Raw genomic sequence first — 15960 nt, forward strand, 5'->3', positions numbered from 1 at the left:
TGCAACAGCAAATCCAACGGCCCTTCAAAACTTGTTAGTTTCAAAGTTGGCTGTGACGATCTTTCTTCAAATTTCTGCATGATGTTGTTCCCATTTAGTGATTAAACTCGCCGTTTCCATGCTTCCCATAACTTTTCGTTCCGGATAAAGTTGCACTAAAGCATCAAGCATTTGAAAGCTGATTCCTTCTTGCCGATTGCCCGGTGAGACTGCAATATGCCTAACCATTAAGATTTCTTCACTAACTTCGACTCCTAAAATACCGACAAAATCACCGTGATCATTTTTCCACAAAAAAAGAACTCGATTTTCATCTTCACAATACCATTTAAACTCCGCCTTCAAGTGGGAAATTTCTTTCAGATCTGGAATAAAGGATAGCAGACCCATTGCAATTTTCTCGTAGTCATTTTTATATTTATAAAGCATTTCAGACCTCCTATGGTCAACTTTCAGCTAAATCCTAAGTTCGCAAATACTTTACCATAATTTAAGAAATGAAACAAATTTTCTAAGCACGAGGATGAAATTGCTGGTAGATCCGCTGAAGCCTTTTTTTTGAAAGGTGCGTATAAATCTGCGTTGTTGAGATATCAGCATGTCCCAAAAGTTCTTGAACAACCCGCAAATCCGCCCCATTTTCTAAGATATGCGTTGCAAAAGAATGCCGCAAAGTATGCGGAGTAACATCCTTATCAATTCCTGCTTGCACAACAATTTGTTTTAAGTTTTTCCAAATTCCTTGTCTAGTCAGCTGTTTGCCATGAAAATTTAAAAAAACATAACTCGAGGTTTGCTGTTTCAAAAGTCGGGGACGAACTTCCGCAAGATATTTTCCCAGCCATTTAACTGCTTGGGAACCAATTGGAATGATTCGTTCCCTTTGACCTTTGCCTAAGGTCTGAATCAAGCCCAGATCTAAATGCAAATCGGATAATTTCAAATTGACTAATTCGCTGACTCGCAAGCCAGTTGCATACATAACTTCCAAAATTGCACGATCACGCATTCCTAATAATTTATTGGTATCAGGAACCTGTAAAAGCCGTTCAATTTCGGTTAATGACAAAACTGCTGGTAGATGATGCTGGCTTTTGGGAGTATCGATTAATAGCATCGGATCATGTTCAAGCAAATTTTCTTGAGCAAGATACTGAAAAAATTTACGCAAACTCGTTATCATGCGCGTAATTGAACTTGAACTTTTCGCAATTTCCATTTCAACTTGCAAAAAAGCCAAAATCTGATTACGGGTTACTTGCTTAAAAGTTGTAACCGATTTTTTTTGAAGATAACTTTCAAATTGCTTTAAATCGTTGCCATAACTGACGATTGTGTTATCAGCTAAATCACGTTCAACCTTTAAATAATGTAAATAATCATTTAATATATCATTAATTGCTGCTCACCTAATTTCAAAAAGCTCAAAGATCATCTTTTGCTTGTTGCTCTTTAGCTAAACAATCCTGACAAATTCCCATCAAAGTTAGACGATGGTCGAGTACTTTAAAACCAAAACGCTGCCAGACCTGTTTTTCAACATCAGTTAATAGATCTTCATGAATTTCCTGAACTTTGCCGCATTTTTGACAGAGAAGATGATGGTGAAAGTGACCATTATCACTTGTTCGCAAATCGTAACGTGTCATACCATCTTCAAACGTAACGCGATTAACGATCTTCAATTCAGCCAAAACCTCTACCGTGCGATAAACAGTCGCTAATCCGATTTCCGGTTCATCTTCTTTAACCAAAGCAAACAGTTCTTCCGCCGATAAATGCCGCGTATGATTTTTTAAAAGCGTCTTAACAGTTGCTTTGCGCTGGGGAGTCAACTTTAAGCCGGCTTGGTGAAGACTTGTTTCGATTCGCCCAAGCTCATCAGTCAATAAAGACAAAGTTATCACTTCTTTCCTGTACTTATTTTAATCAGGCTTTTAAAAATAGTTTACCATCTTTTTCAGTCACTAAACCATTTTTCATCAAATGACCGATTGCTCGTTTGAAACGTCCCTTACTGATTCCAAAATGTTCATTAATTGTTTGCGGCGAACTTTGATCACTAAATGGTAAAACGCCATTTTGATGCTGCAAGACACTCAACAGCATGGCAGCATCATCACCGATTGCTTCATAAGCTCGTGGCTTCAATGATAAGTTTAAAATTCCGTCAGGTCGAACTCCAATGACTCGTGCTTTCAAAACCTCACCTAAACGCGGTTCCTGATCACGCTGAGTTGGATGAATAAATCCTAAATAAAAATCTTTAGTAATCACTAGAGTCCTAGCTAATTTTAAACGAAAAACAGTTGCTTCGACATCTTGATTCATCATTGCTGGATCAGCTTTAACGGAAATTTGCTGAAAAATTTCTGGTGTCGCTAATGTTCCCCATAAGCGCCCCTTTTGATCAACTTTCAAAGCAATCATCAACTGGTCACCTGTTTTCGGCCACAATTGATGTAATTCCGGCAACTCATCCAAAGAAACAGCAATATCTTTATTCTCTAGACCAATATCAACAAAAACACCCAGATCACGCTTGATGGAAACCACTTTACCAAAAGCATAGCGTCCCACGCCAATTTGGGGAATCTGAGTTGTCAGCTGCAACTGATGTTTTTCATTTTCATAAACCAGTCCGCGAATCTCGGTACCCTTTTTCAAATCAGCTGCGAGTTCCTGTTTAGCAACTCGCAAAGTTTGAGCTTGTGCCTGGACAAAATACGAATCCTGATTTTGGTCGATCATTTTAGCGACCACGATTTGTCCAATTAAATTTTTAACCATTATGGTATTTCCTCCGATTTTAATTCAAGTTAAGATGCAAAATTGAAAAAATGCAATAAGCAATTCCAGAGGCAATTACCGGTCCAGCGGCAACACCTTGTAAAGCCACAACTCCGATGATTGTGCCTAACAATAAAGCAACTGTTATTTGTGGCGAAGTAGCCAACAACGAAACCCCCTGTTTTGATAAAACTGCTACCAAAATACCACAACCAATGGCGATCCATCCTGCTGGGCTGTGAAAGACCTGCAACAAATCATTAAAAGAGATCCGACCGGTAGCAATCGGAATTAAAATCGCAACCGAAATAATCGTTACTCCCCAGTTGATCCCTTGTTTTTCAATTAGTGTCATTAGTTTACTCGTTAAAGGCAAAAACTTCAAAATCATAACGACTAAAGTTGCTAAAATCAACGAGGTATTTTTTGCTAGTAATGCAATCATTAAAATTAATCCTAAAAAAAGCCAGCTTTCCATCTTGTCACCTCATCATTCATTTTAACTGATCTTGTTGAGAAAAGCTATCTGACCTTTAGTAATTGAACAGCAGTTCCAGCCCTTAACTATCTGCTTGCCAGTCTTTTTGCCTACAAAGATTAAAATCCACCGCAGATTTTCGCATAACAAAAAAAGCCAGATCATTATCGATCCAGCTTTAATTAAATTACTTCATTAAATCAAAATCTTAAAGTGCGTTTGAAGCTCCACGGTAAACAATTCCCCGCCGTGAATCAACTGTGACAACTTCACCATTCTTGATTGCTTGAGTAGCATCTTTAGCACCCACAACAACTGGGATCCCCATTGAGATACCGACAACTGCGGCGTGAGAAGTTAAACCACCATTTTCGACAACTAAAGCACTAGCTTTTTCAATTGCTGGCAAATAATCTTTATCAGTTGTCTTAGTTACCAAAACAGCACCTTCAACAGCTTTTTCATTTGCTTCAGCAGCAGATGTGGCAACAACTGCCTTACCAATAACTGTTTCGTCACCAACACCTTGGCCCGAAACTAACTTAGTACCAATTAATTGAATCTTCATCAAGTTAGTTGTGCCTTTTTCACCAACTGGAACACCAGCCGTGATCAAAATCAAATCGCCTTCTTTAGCAAAGCCTTCTTCTTTTGCTTTTTCAGTTGCCAAAGTAAACATTTCATCGGTTGATGCTGGAGCATCTGTAACAACTGGATAAACACCCCAGTTAACTGTTAAACCGCGGCGTGTTCGATCATCAAAAGTAACTGCCAAAATATCAGCATCTGGACGATACTTTGAAATCATCCGAGCAGTATGGCCAGACTTAGTTGCAGCAACAATCGTTTTAATTCCCAAATTATCTGCAGCTTCAGCAACTGCGCGACCAATTGCTTCAGTAACATCTGTTTTATCAAAATCGTTGATTGAGAAATGACGATGTTCACGCAAAGCATTTTCAGCTTTAACATCAATCCGAGCCATCGTTGCAACTGATTCAACTGGATAATCACCATTAGCACTTTCACCGGAAAGCATTGTTGCATCAGTTCCATCAAACACAGCATTAGCAACATCAGAAGCTTCAGCACGTGTTGGACGTGGATGTTCTTGCATCGAGTCAAGCATTTGTGTAGCAGTAATAACTGGTTTGCCCAAAGCATTGCATTTCTTGATCAATGATTTTTGAACCAACGGAACATTTTCAGCTGGAATTTCAACACCCATATCACCACGGGCAACCATCAAACCATCTGAAACTTTAATGATCTCATCGAAGTTGTCGATACCTTCTTGTGATTCAATCTTCGGGAAGATTTGCACATGTTCCATATGTTTTTCTTCAAGTAATTCACGAATATCAAGAACATCTTGCGGTTTACGAACAAAACTGGCAGCGATATAATTGATTTCATGATCCAAACCAAAGCGAATATCATTTGAATCTTTCTCAGTAATTCCTGGTAAATTGATTGCAACACCAGGTGCATTAACCCCTTTACGTGAGCCAAGAACACCTTCATTTTGAACTTTGCAAACAAGTTCATTCTTTTCACGATCAATCTTTTCAATTTGCATATCAATCAAGCCATCATCAAATAAAACATGACCACCTTCATGAACATCATCAATCAAACCTGGATAGGTAACAGCAATCTTTTCATGAGTTCCCTCAATTGAAGCATCCATTGAGATCCGGACTTCATCACCAATATGGAATTTAATGTTACCATCTTTTTGAACCGTTGTCCGGATTTCGGCACCTTTCGTATCAAGCATGATACCGACAATCTTGCCGGTAATTTTTTCGGCTTGATGAACTAAATTCAAACGTGCCAAATGCTCCTCGTGATCACCATGAGAAAAGTTGAAACGAAAAACATTTGCTCCGGCTTCAATTAATTTGACAATTGTATCCAAATCAGAACTGGCTGGTCCAAGCGTACTTACAATCTTGGTTTTCTTCATGAATAAAATCTCTCCTTTAAAGTTTTTTAAAGATGACTTTTATGTCAATTCTTTACAAAAATTAAAACAAAACTAAAAACGCAACCGTTTATTAACATCTTGCAAGGAAACATCGGTAATATGCTTATGATTTTCCAATGTATCAATGATATCAGTTGCGACTAACTGGTTATTGCGAATGCCGATTGCTAAACCGCCCTTGCCCTCCAAGAGCAATTTAACAGCATAGTCACCAAAGCGGCTGGCTAAAACGCGATCTTTAGCAGTTGGCTGTCCGCCACGCTGAATATGACCTAAAGTAATTGCTCGGCTATCAAACTCTCCGTATTGATCAAGCTGTTTTTTAAAGTCTGCCGCAGACATTACCCCTTCTGCGATAACAATCAAAGCATGATCCTTGCCATTTTTCCGATTTTCTTTGATCTTTTCAGCAATTGCTTGAATATCATAATCACGTTCTGGAATAACGATTGCGTCAGCACCAGCAGCTACACCAGCCCATAAAGCAATGTCACCCGCACCGCGACCCATGACTTCAACAACAAAAACTCGTTGATGAGAAGTTGCGGTATCATTAATCCGATCAAGAGCTTCAACCGCCGTATTAACCGCTGTATCAAACCCAATTGTAAAATCAGTACCTGGAATATCATTATCAATCGTTCCAGGAATACCGACCGAATTAAAACCATGTTGAGTCAAACGCTCAGCACCGTGATATGAACCATCCCCACCAATTACAACTAAAGCATCAATCCCAAATTTTTTGAGTTGTTCGATACCTTTTAGCTGGGTCTTTTCTTCAGCAAATTCTGGAAAACGAGCTGAGTACAAAATTGTACCGCCTCGAGCAATGATTCCATCCATTTCAATTGAACTCAATTGATGAATATCACCAGCTACCAAGCCTGCAAAACCATAATTAATTCCATAGGCCTCTAATCCTGCCGACATTGCCGAACGAGCAATTGCACGAATTGCTGCGTTCATGCCTGATGAATCACCGCCGCTTGTTAAAATTCCTATGCGTTTCATTTTTTCACCCCGTGTAAATTTAATGGAACAACACATTCTCCACCGATAATATTAACACTTTTGTAATAACTTGTCTTGTAAATTTGGAAATTAAATTCAGTTTATCACAATATCTTTTCAATTATTTTCATTTTTAACGACGACGTTTTCTGAACCGATCAGTTGACTGATTTTTGTCGCCAGCTCGACCCTATCATTCAGCCAATAGCGTGCCGCCAAAACAAATTTTTTGCGAGTAGCTGCTTCATAAATAATCACCGGATTAGTGCCTGGATTTTTTTTCATTAACTGCCAGAGAAATTGCTTTTTTTTTGCTGAAATTTCAACTGGCAAGCGAATGAAAAAAATTTTTTTTATTTTTGCTTTCACAGCAGCGGCCAACTCTAATTTAATGGCAATGATTTGCCGTCGTTGTTGACGATCATCAACTTTGCCAGTTATTAAATACACTTGCTCAGGTACTAAACTTGACAACTGACGAAAAAGATTTGGAAAAATTGTTACCTCTAATTGACCTGACTGATCTTCGCCACTCAAGAAGGCCATTTGTTCACCTTTCTTGGTACGAATCTCTTTAACTTTTTTAACGTACAACAACACTTTGACTGCCTGGTTTACCTGCAACTGACTGACTAATGAAACACCTTCGATTTCTGCCAGTTGACGATATTGCTCAACTGGATGGGCCGACAAAAAAGTCCCCAAATATTCAATTTCCTTAGTGATTTTTTCACTAACTGTGAAATCAGCAACTTGCTCAATTTTGGGAGCTAATACCGTCAAGAGCTCCACATTATTACCACTTAAAAGAATATTATCCAAAACCTTGGACAAATTATGAATCAAAGTCGCTCGGTTAAAGCCAAAGCTATCGCAAGATCCGCTATAGATCAACGGTTGAAGAGTTTCACTTTTTAAGTATTTGACTGGCATGCGTTGCAAGAAGTCCTGAAAACTTTGATATTTACCATTTTTTCGTTCTTTTAAGATCGTCCATATAAAATCACGACGCAATTGGCGAATCGAGCTTAAACCAAACAAAATCTGCTGGTTTACTAAAGTAAAACCAAACTGACTTTGGTTAATATTAGGCGGTAAAACTTGCAACTTCAACTGACGGGCTTCTAAAACATAGGCGCGGGTCTTTTCGTGATCGCCGCTGACAGAATCTAACAATGCTGCCAAGAAAGCCGCTGGATAATGACACTTCAAATAGGCGAGCTCAAAAGCCATCTTGGTATAGGCTACAGCATGTGAGCGATTAAAGCCATAATTAGCAAAATGTTCAATATATTCATAGACTTGCGTTGCCAGTTGATTTGAATAGCCTTTTTGCTGAGCTCCAGAGATAAACTTTTCTTTTAAGCTGGCAATTTGAGCAGCCTTTTTTTTACTCATCGCCCGTCGCAGCATATCAGCTTGTCCTAATGAAAAGCCCCCCATCACCGAAGCAACTTGCATAACTTGTTCCTGATAGACCAAAATCCCATAAGTTTTTTGCAAAATTGGCTTTAGCGATGCCGCTGGATATTCAATTGGCTCTTGCTGATGCTTACGAGCAATAAAATGACCGATATTCTCCATTGGGCCAGGGCGAAATAGGGCATTGACCGCTGTGAGATCTTCAAAGGACTCAGGTTGCAGTTGACGTAAAACATTGCGGATACCCGCTGATTCAAATTGAAAAATACCATTAGTCCGAGCTTGTTTAAAAAGCTCTAAAGTTTGCGAGTCTGTTAATGAAATCTGCTGCAAGGCAAACTTTGGATCAAAATCTTTTTTTACAAAATTTAAAGCTTGGTCTAAGACACTAAGATTACGCAACCCTAATAAATCAATTTTCAACAGTCCCAGCTGCTCAACAAAGTCCTTGGTATACTGCGTCAGCTGCATCCCATCACCGCCAACTTGTAAGGGTACTAAATCCGCTAACTGCTGATCGCTTAAAATTACTCCGGCAGCATGAATCGAAAAATGACGTGGTAAGCCCTCTAAGGCACAGGCCGTTCTGAAAATTAGTTGATTTTTTTCACTAGTTGCAACTTGATCCCGCAATCTTGGCGATTTTTTCCAAGCATCTTTCAATTTAATTTTCAGTTCATGGGGAATCGAGCGACTCCAATTATTCATTTCAACTTGGCTGGCTCCCAGGACGCGCCCAACATCACGTAACGCTTGACGTGCTCCTAAAGTCCCAAAGGTGATGATCTGCGCAACATGTTCTTGACCATACCGCTTTTGCAAATAAGCAATCACTTCTTGACGACGGGTATCAGGCAGATCCAAATCAATATCTGGCATCTGAGCTCGTTCTTCATTCAGAAAACGCTCAAACAGTAAATCATATTTTAATGGATCAACATCAGTAATTGCCAAAGCAAAAGCTACCAGAGAACCCGCAGCTGACCCACGACCAGGCCCGATAACAATCTTAGCTCGATGTGCAAAATTTGTTACATCCCAAACAATCAAAAAATAGTCATCAAAGCCCATTCGTTTAATTACCTGCAACTCATGTTCCAAGCGCTGGGCATAAGCTGCTTGGCGTGGATTGTTAAGATCGATTTTCCTTTTGGCCAAACCTTGCTGACAAAGCTGTTTTAAATAACTAGCTGCGGTCTGGCCAGCTGGAGTTGGATAATGTGGTAAATTAGGACGCGAAAATGCTAACTCAAATGATGCAGTTTGGCAAAGTTGTTCCAATTTTTGCAACTGTGGCTGCATTCCAGCCATCCGATAAGTTTGGGCAACTTCAGCAGCTGGTCGTAACCACTTTTTTAAAGCTGGCTTTTTCAGCTGTTCAGTTGGCGGCAGTTTTGTTCCTTGAGCGATAGCTTTTAAAACTTGAAGATAGGCTTGATCGGCTGGATTTAAATAATTAACTGGTTCCAACGCAGTCGTTTGTATTTTCAGCTGGGCCGCTAAAGCCAATAGTTCTGCTTTAATTGCTTGACCTAACTGTGGACTGACGCCAATTAACAAATTTTCTGCTGAAACAAGCTGCTGCCATTGAATTAGACACTTTTTGGCGCTGGCTTGATCATTTTGTTTAAGTGCGGAATTTACGACAGAATTCAGCGGTATTATAACATAGAGATCATCCAAAAAACTTGCCAGCTGATCTAGCGCTAGTTCCATCTCATTGTTGGCTAACAGACGATTCTTGAGTGTCGAAATTTTCATCAGGTTTTGATAGCCACGATTATTTTTGGCTAGCAAAATAACTTCATTGCTAGTCGTTAATTGCAGCGTTAAGCCAATCAATGGTTTAATTTTTGCCTGCTGACAAAGCTGATAAAATTTAGCTGCACCGTATAAAACGTTTCGATCCGTTAAAGCAACCGCTTGGTAACCCCGCTCCTTAGCAGCTACCACCAAACTTTCCAGTCTTAAAGGGCTTTGAAGCAAGCTATAGCAACTGATGGTTTGCAAAATTCCTTGCAAAATTTTCACCCCGTTTCTCCGTTATTATAACAAGTCGCTGCTAAAAAATAAAAACATTTTGAACTGTTCTGACAAATTTTGATGCTAATCAGCGATTTTTATGCTAAACTACTGTTGTACTGTGAGGTGTTAAAAAAATGGCAAAACAACTCGTTACTTTGTTTTGGGGTTTCATCTATGGTGAAGTTATCGGCTACATTGGCTCAGCTTTGACTGGTGCAACCTTTTCACCTTTAGCTGATGGGTTGACTGCAATGGTCATTGGTTTTATATTAGTGAACATCTTAAATTCCTTTATTCAGGATCCCACAGCTGATAAACACTAAGGCATGAAAAAAGGGCTTGGAAATTTTCCAAGCCCTTTTTGTTTTATTCAATTGCCAGTGGTTCGGGGGTAAATATTAATTGCTTTTCAGCATCCAAATCAACCGTAACCAGCGAATGCGGTTGAATTTTACCGGCAATCAGTTTTTTAGCTAACGGAGTTTCAACCTCTTCGGTGATATACCGTTGCAGTGGTCGTGCTCCATAAGCGGGATCATAACCTTGTTGGGCAATCCATTTTTTGGCTGTTGGTGAAATCGCTAGCTTAATCTCTTGATCTGCTAGCCTTTGGGATAACTGGGCAATGAACTTGTCAACGATTTTTTCAATTGCTGCCAGGCTCAATGGCGTAAACATAATAATATCGTCGATCCGATTTAAAAATTCTGGCTTAAAGTGACTCTGCGCTAACTTCATAACTGTTTGCTTAACCTCTGGCGAAATTTCATCATCTTTGACTTGTTCCAACAGGATATCTGAGCCTAAATTAGAGGTCATAACAATGATCGTATTCTTAAAATCAACTGTTCTTCCTTGACCATCCGTTAAACGACCGTCATCGAAAACTTGCAATAAAATATTGAAAACATCCGGATGAGCTTTTTCAACCTCATCCAGTAAAACGATCGTGTACGGATTCCGACGGACTGCTTCAGTCAATTGACCGCCCTCTTCATAGCCAACATAGCCAGGAGCGGCTCCCACCAAACGGGAAACAGACTGTTTTTCCATATATTCACTCATGTCGATCCGTACCATATGCTTCTCTGAATCAAATAAATTTTCCGCCAACGCTTTGGCTAATTCAGTTTTACCAACACCGGTCGGCCCTAAGAACAAAAAAGTCCCCAAAGGCTGATCCGGATCCTGTAAGCCAGCACGGGCTCGTAAAACGGCATTGGCTACCGCATCAACTGCTTCATCTTGACCAATTACCCGCTGATGCAATGCTTGTGGAAGCTTCAGTAATTTTTCACGTTCACTTTCAACTAGCTTAGCAACTGGAATTCCAGTTGAGCGGCTGACGACCTGAGCAATTTCATTTTCAGTAACTGATTCTTCAACTAACCAATTATCAGGACGCTTAGCTGTTTCTAAGTCGCGCAACTCTTTTTCCAGCTTAGGAATCGTACCATGCTGCAACTTAGCAGCCTTTTCCAAATCATAAGAATTTTCAGCTGTTTCCAGATCATGTCGCGCCTGATCCAACTGACTTTTTTTATCACTTATTTGTTTGATGTCTTGTTTTTCATTTTCCCAACGCATTTTCAGAGCATTAACTTTTTCCCGTGTTTCTGCCAGCTCCGTTTGCAATTCACCTAATCGTTTCTTTGAAGCTGAATCGGTTTCCTTTTTTAAAGCAGCTTCCTCAACCTCTTGGCGCATTAATTTCCGGGTTGCCTCATCCAATTCAGTTGGCATTGAATTCATCTCAACACGAATCGTTGCACAAGCTTCATCAATCAGATCGATTGCTTTGTCAGGCAAAAAACGATCAGTAACATACCGATTCGATAAAGTCGCTGCAGCTACTAGCGCATTGTCATGGATTCGCACGCCGTGATGGATCTCAAAACGTTCTTTTAGTCCCCGCAGAATTGAAATTGTGTCTTCCACACTTGGTTCTTGCACCATAACCCGTTGAAAACGCCTTGCCAAAGCTTTATCTTTTTCAAGGTATTCTCGGTACTCATCCAAAGTCGTCGCACCAATTAAATGCAATTCACCACGTGCCAGCATTGGCTTCAGCAAATTGCCCGCATCTAGGCTGCCTTCTGCTTTGCCAGCTCCAACAATATTGTGAACTTCATCAATGAACAGTAAAATTTGCCCAGCGCTTTTCTTAACAGCTTTTAAAACCGCCTTTAAACGTTCCTCAAATTCACCACGATATTTAGCACCAGCAATTAAGGAACCCATATCAAGAGAAAAAATCGTTTTATCTTTCAAGTTGTCAGGTACATCCCGCCGAACAATTCGTTGCGCTAAGCCCTCAACTATCGCTGTTTTACCAACTCCCGGTTCACCAATTAAAATTGGATTATTTTTCGTCTTTCGTGACAAGATTCGTATTACATCCCTGATCTCATCATCCCGTCCAATGATTGGATCAACCTTGTTATTCCGCACTTCCTTAACCAAATCAACGCCGTATTTTTCCAAGGCTTGATATTGTGTTTCTTGATTTTTAGAAGTCACGCGTTCTCCTCCTCGTAATTTTTCAACAACTTGGGCTAATTTCTGATAACTCAACCCCTGACGTTTCAGGTAAATCGTCAAAGGATTATTATCTAATTTCATCAAAGCCAAAATCAATGTATCTAAAGCCAGATAGTCATCATTTTGCTGTTTTCTTAGTTCCTCTGCCTCCAGTAGTAAACGATACATTGCTGAACTGAGCGTTTGCCCATATTGAACTGAACCTTCAACCACCGAAATCTCGTCCAGTAATTGGTCAAGCTGATTCTCTAAAGCTTTGAGATCCACTTGTGCACGTTTAAATAGGTCTGCTCCAAATTCGCCAGGCTGGATCAAAAATTTAAACAAATGTGGAATGTCGATTTCTTGATGATGCCGTGTTTGCGCAATCTGTTGAGCTTGAGCAATTGCTTCTTGCACCGCTGAAGTCATTTTATTATCTTCCATCTCAAATTCCTTTCTAGAACCCCTCACTAAAAAATTGGTTAAACTTAATTTAACAAGTATATTATAATTCAAACACACGTTTGCTTTAACTATTTTGCTTAACAATTAGTTGAATAATTTTCAAAACAACGGCAACAGCTTGCTGCATCGTTTGCAACGAAACAAACTCAAAGCGCGAATGCATATTTTCGCCACCCGCGAATAAATTTGGTGTTGGTAAACCCATAAACGAAATTTTTGAGCCATCTGTGCCTCCACGAACAGGAAAAATTACTGGCTTAATCTGCAAATCTTCCATTGCTTGTTTCGCCAGTTCAACAACTGTCAAATCTTTTTCAATTATTTCACGCATATTGTAGTACTGATCGCGTATGTCAACGATCACACGCTTTTGCCCATATTCGGCATTCATCAAACGTGCAATTTGCCGCAGTAGATCCTTGCGCGCTGAAAATTTATCCCGATCATGATCACGGATAATATAAGTCATGTTAGCTTGATCAACTGTGCCAGCCAACTGCAGCAGATGAAAAAATCCCTGACGACCGGAAGTTTTTTCTGGAATCTCATCACTTGGCAGCTGGGCTTGAAAATCAAAGGCTAATTGCAATGCATTAACCATGACATTTTTGGCTGAACCCGGATGAACGTTTTTGCCAATTAATTTTACCTTAGCTAAAGCCGCATTAAAGGTTTCATATTCTAATTCCCCTAAAGGACCGCCATCAACGGTATATGCTAAATCAGCATTAAATTCTTTAACATCGAAATGATCCGCACCAGTACCAATTTCTTCATCTGGACCAAGACCAATTTGAATTTGACCGTGCTTGATCTCAGGATGATTCAACAGATATTCAACTGCCGTAATAATTTCAGCTACACCGGCTTTATCATCCGCCCCCAGTAATGTTTGGCCATCAGTCGTAATCAGATCTTGACCGGCATAATTTCTTAAATTTGGAAACTCGTGCGGATCAAGCCGATACTGGCTGGATCCTAATTGAATTGCCGACTTGCCATCATAGTTCTTAATAATTTGTGGTGAAACATTTTTAGCATTAAAATCAGCCGTATCTATATGCGCAAGCAAACCAACCGTTGGCACTTGCCGATCTTCAGCTAAATTGCTAGGCAAGGTTGCCAAAACATAGGCACTTTTTTTTGAAATGTGAACCTTACTGAGACCAAGATCAGTTAATTCTGCTGCTAATTCACGCGCAAACTCAGCTTGGCTTGGTGTTGAGGGAATTGTTTGCGAATTTTCATTAGAGCGCGTCTCCTTTTTGACATATTTAATAAATCGCGGGGTTAAATTTTGATAGATCGTCATCTTAATTCTCCTTGTTAAATAAATTTAAATGGATCGGTATTAAGTTTTGAAGCAATAATTGAAAACTGCCAGTCATTCTCAGATCGCCATTTTTCAAATAAATGTTTTAACTTAGGCTTACAAATGCTTTCAATATGGTGTCCTGGATCGATAACCGTTAAACCCGTTGCTAAAATGTCATGCCCCGTATGGTAAGTCAGATCACCAGTTAGATAAACATCAGCATGAGCTTGGAGTGCAGCTGGATAAAATTGTGATCCGCTCCCGCCTAAAACTGCCACTCGGCTGATAATTTGATTTAAATTTGGGCTGATCACGCGCAACTCCGGAATTTGAAAAATCTGCTTGCACTTCAAAGCAAATTCTTCAACTGTCATAGGCTGTTTGAGTTGCCCAACGCGTCCCATGCCATATTTTTGATTTAAGCCATGAACTGGTACTAGATAATAAACCGGCTCCTCATACGGATGTGCAGCCAACATTGCTTGGATTGCCTGACTAACCACTTGTGGCTTAACAAAAACTTCAATTTTTTCTTCAACTGCTTGACTTGGCTGATTTACCCGACCAATCAGTGGCTGAGCTGCTTGATTCGGCAAAAAACGGCCAGTTCCCATCGCAGTATAGGAACAACCAGTATAATTGCCGATTGAACCAGCACCGGCTTGAGCTAATGCTCGGCGAACAGCAGCTGCTGCCGTTCGTGGGACATAAACACACAGCTGGTCAAGCGGTTCTTCTTTTAAGGGCAAAAGGCTACTTGTTGCTGTTAATCCCAAAGCAGCTGCCAACCAATCATTCATGCCATCATGGGCATTATCCAAATTGGTATGTGCCGCGTAAACCGTAATTCCATGTTTAATCAAATCAGCATACATTTGATTTTGCGGAACGCTCAAATCAAAATGCTTGACCGGATGAAACATCGCTGGATGGTGGGCAAAGATAAAATCGACCTGTTGATCGATTGCCTCTTTAACGACCTCAGGACGAACATCCAGCGTTACCATCATTTTCTTGACCTCTGCTGACAGGCTTCCTAATTGCAAACCTACTGGGTCACCAGGTTCAGCCATATCTTGGGGCGCAAATTTTTCAAAACGCTCGACAATTTCTTTAACCTTTGTCATTTAAAACACCTTCAATTATTTTAATCTTTTGCTGGAGCTGCTGTTCTTTGGCTAAGGGCTCAATTTGAGCTCGGTGTAGCTGAACTAAGACTCTTTTGAGCTTTTTAATTTCCAGAGACCATTTTTTTTGAAAAGTCAAATCCTTATGTGCTAATAAAAATGGTCCAAATAATAGCTGCTGATCGGTCAATAATTGTTGACTTTTTCCTGGATCAGCAACAATAATTTCATAAATATGACCATCTTCCTCCAAAATTTCTTCGGCAATAATCTGATAACTGTGTGCCTGCAGCCAGCAACGAACTTCCATTGAGCCAACATTGGGTTGCAAAATCAAACGCGGCCACCGGGCAAACTTTTTCAACTGCTCCCAGCCAGCTGTTAAAATCTGGCAGATCGAGGCACCTCCCATTCCGCAAATTGAAATCACATCAACTTTTTCAGCCGATTTAATAGCAGCTAAACCATCAGCTTGACGAGCAACGACCATTGAACTAAGATCAAATCGCTCAATTTCCCGGCGGGCATTTTCATATGGTCCTGAAACAATCTCACCTGCAATTGCCCGCTTAATCCGCTGATTTAGTGCTAGATTAACTGGCAAGTAGGCATGATCTGAGCCAATATCGGCCAAAAAAGCTCGTGCTGGAACATACTTGGCAACTAACTGCAGTCGTTGTGATAAATGATGTGCATCCAAAGTCTTCACTCCTTAAATCTTTCAGCTTTAAGTATAACTGACTTAAAGCTGAAAAAAAAGTTGTCTTAAGCGGCCCAAAAAATAAGACTGAAAAATTAAATTCTTTTTCAG

Annotated in this window: 13 protein-coding genes; 1 reads left to right on the forward strand and 12 read right to left on the reverse strand. The window is 40.0% G+C overall.

Annotation, left to right across the window (positions count from 1 at the left end):
• Window positions 1-66: 66 nt before the first annotated feature.
• From ON15_RS04610 to dnaE, 8 genes are all read right to left on the reverse strand, one after another.
• Window positions 67-429: a GNAT family N-acetyltransferase gene (locus ON15_RS04610; protein WP_010580308.1), complete on the reverse strand. Its 363-nt coding sequence runs from the start codon at window positions 427-429 to the stop codon at window positions 67-69.
• Between the two features lie 82 nt (window positions 430-511).
• Complete coding sequence (gene xerD / locus ON15_RS04615) at window positions 512-1399, reverse strand: site-specific tyrosine recombinase XerD (protein ID WP_026049488.1); 888 nt, start codon at window positions 1397-1399, stop codon at window positions 512-514.
• Between the two features lie 25 nt (window positions 1400-1424).
• Window positions 1425-1898 carry a ferric iron uptake transcriptional regulator gene (gene fur, locus ON15_RS04620; RefSeq protein ID WP_010580310.1) on the reverse strand — a complete coding sequence of 158 codons (474 nt, stop codon included), beginning with the start codon at window positions 1896-1898 and terminating at the stop codon, window positions 1425-1427.
• 31 nt (window positions 1899-1929) lie between these two features.
• Complete coding sequence (locus ON15_RS04625) at window positions 1930-2790, reverse strand: CvfB family protein (RefSeq protein ID WP_010580311.1); 861 nt, start codon at window positions 2788-2790, stop codon at window positions 1930-1932.
• A gap of 19 nt (window positions 2791-2809) precedes the next feature.
• Window positions 2810-3268: a DUF441 domain-containing protein gene (locus ON15_RS04630; RefSeq protein ID WP_010580312.1), complete on the reverse strand. Its 459-nt coding sequence runs from the start codon at window positions 3266-3268 to the stop codon at window positions 2810-2812.
• Window positions 3269-3476: 208 nt separating this feature from the next.
• Window positions 3477-5237: a pyruvate kinase gene (gene pyk, locus ON15_RS04635; protein ID WP_010580313.1), complete on the reverse strand. Its 1761-nt coding sequence runs from the start codon at window positions 5235-5237 to the stop codon at window positions 3477-3479.
• Between the two features lie 72 nt (window positions 5238-5309).
• Window positions 5310-6272 carry a 6-phosphofructokinase gene (gene pfkA / locus ON15_RS04640; RefSeq protein WP_010580314.1) on the reverse strand — a complete coding sequence of 321 codons (963 nt, stop codon included), beginning with the start codon at window positions 6270-6272 and terminating at the stop codon, window positions 5310-5312.
• Between the two features lie 117 nt (window positions 6273-6389).
• Complete coding sequence (gene dnaE / locus ON15_RS04645) at window positions 6390-9725, reverse strand: DNA polymerase III subunit alpha (protein WP_010580315.1); 3336 nt, start codon at window positions 9723-9725, stop codon at window positions 6390-6392.
• A gap of 128 nt (window positions 9726-9853) precedes the next feature.
• Here dnaE and ON15_RS04650 point away from each other — a divergent pair, with 128 nt between their 5' ends.
• Window positions 9854-10042: a YjzD family protein gene (locus tag ON15_RS04650; protein WP_010580316.1), complete on the forward strand. Its 189-nt coding sequence runs from the start codon at window positions 9854-9856 to the stop codon at window positions 10040-10042.
• A gap of 43 nt (window positions 10043-10085) precedes the next feature.
• On the opposite strand, the gene clpB is transcribed toward ON15_RS04650, so the two are convergent.
• The 4 genes from clpB to ON15_RS04670 all read right to left on the reverse strand — a co-directional run bounded on the left by clpB (window position 10086) and on the right by ON15_RS04670 (window position 15849).
• Window positions 10086-12686: an ATP-dependent chaperone ClpB gene (clpB, locus tag ON15_RS04655; RefSeq protein WP_010580317.1), complete on the reverse strand. Its 2601-nt coding sequence runs from the start codon at window positions 12684-12686 to the stop codon at window positions 10086-10088.
• Window positions 12687-12771: 85 nt separating this feature from the next.
• Window positions 12772-14019 carry a peptidase T gene (gene pepT, locus ON15_RS04660; protein ID WP_010580318.1) on the reverse strand — a complete coding sequence of 416 codons (1248 nt, stop codon included), beginning with the start codon at window positions 14017-14019 and terminating at the stop codon, window positions 12772-12774.
• Window positions 14020-14033: 14 nt separating this feature from the next.
• Window positions 14034-15149, reverse strand: coding sequence for a Nif3-like dinuclear metal center hexameric protein (locus tag ON15_RS04665; protein WP_010580319.1), 1116 nt, complete (start codon window positions 15147-15149; stop codon window positions 14034-14036).
• A complete protein-coding gene (locus ON15_RS04670; protein WP_010580320.1) occupies window positions 15136-15849 on the reverse strand; it encodes a tRNA (adenine(22)-N(1))-methyltransferase in 714 nt (237 codons plus the stop codon). Before ON15_RS04670 ends, ON15_RS04665 begins: the two co-directional genes overlap by 14 nt.
• Between the last annotated feature and the right edge of the window lie 111 nt (window positions 15850-15960).

This window comes from Liquorilactobacillus vini DSM 20605, from assembly GCF_000255495.1.
GTDB classification, from domain to species: Bacteria; Bacillota; Bacilli; order Lactobacillales; family Lactobacillaceae; genus Liquorilactobacillus; species Liquorilactobacillus vini.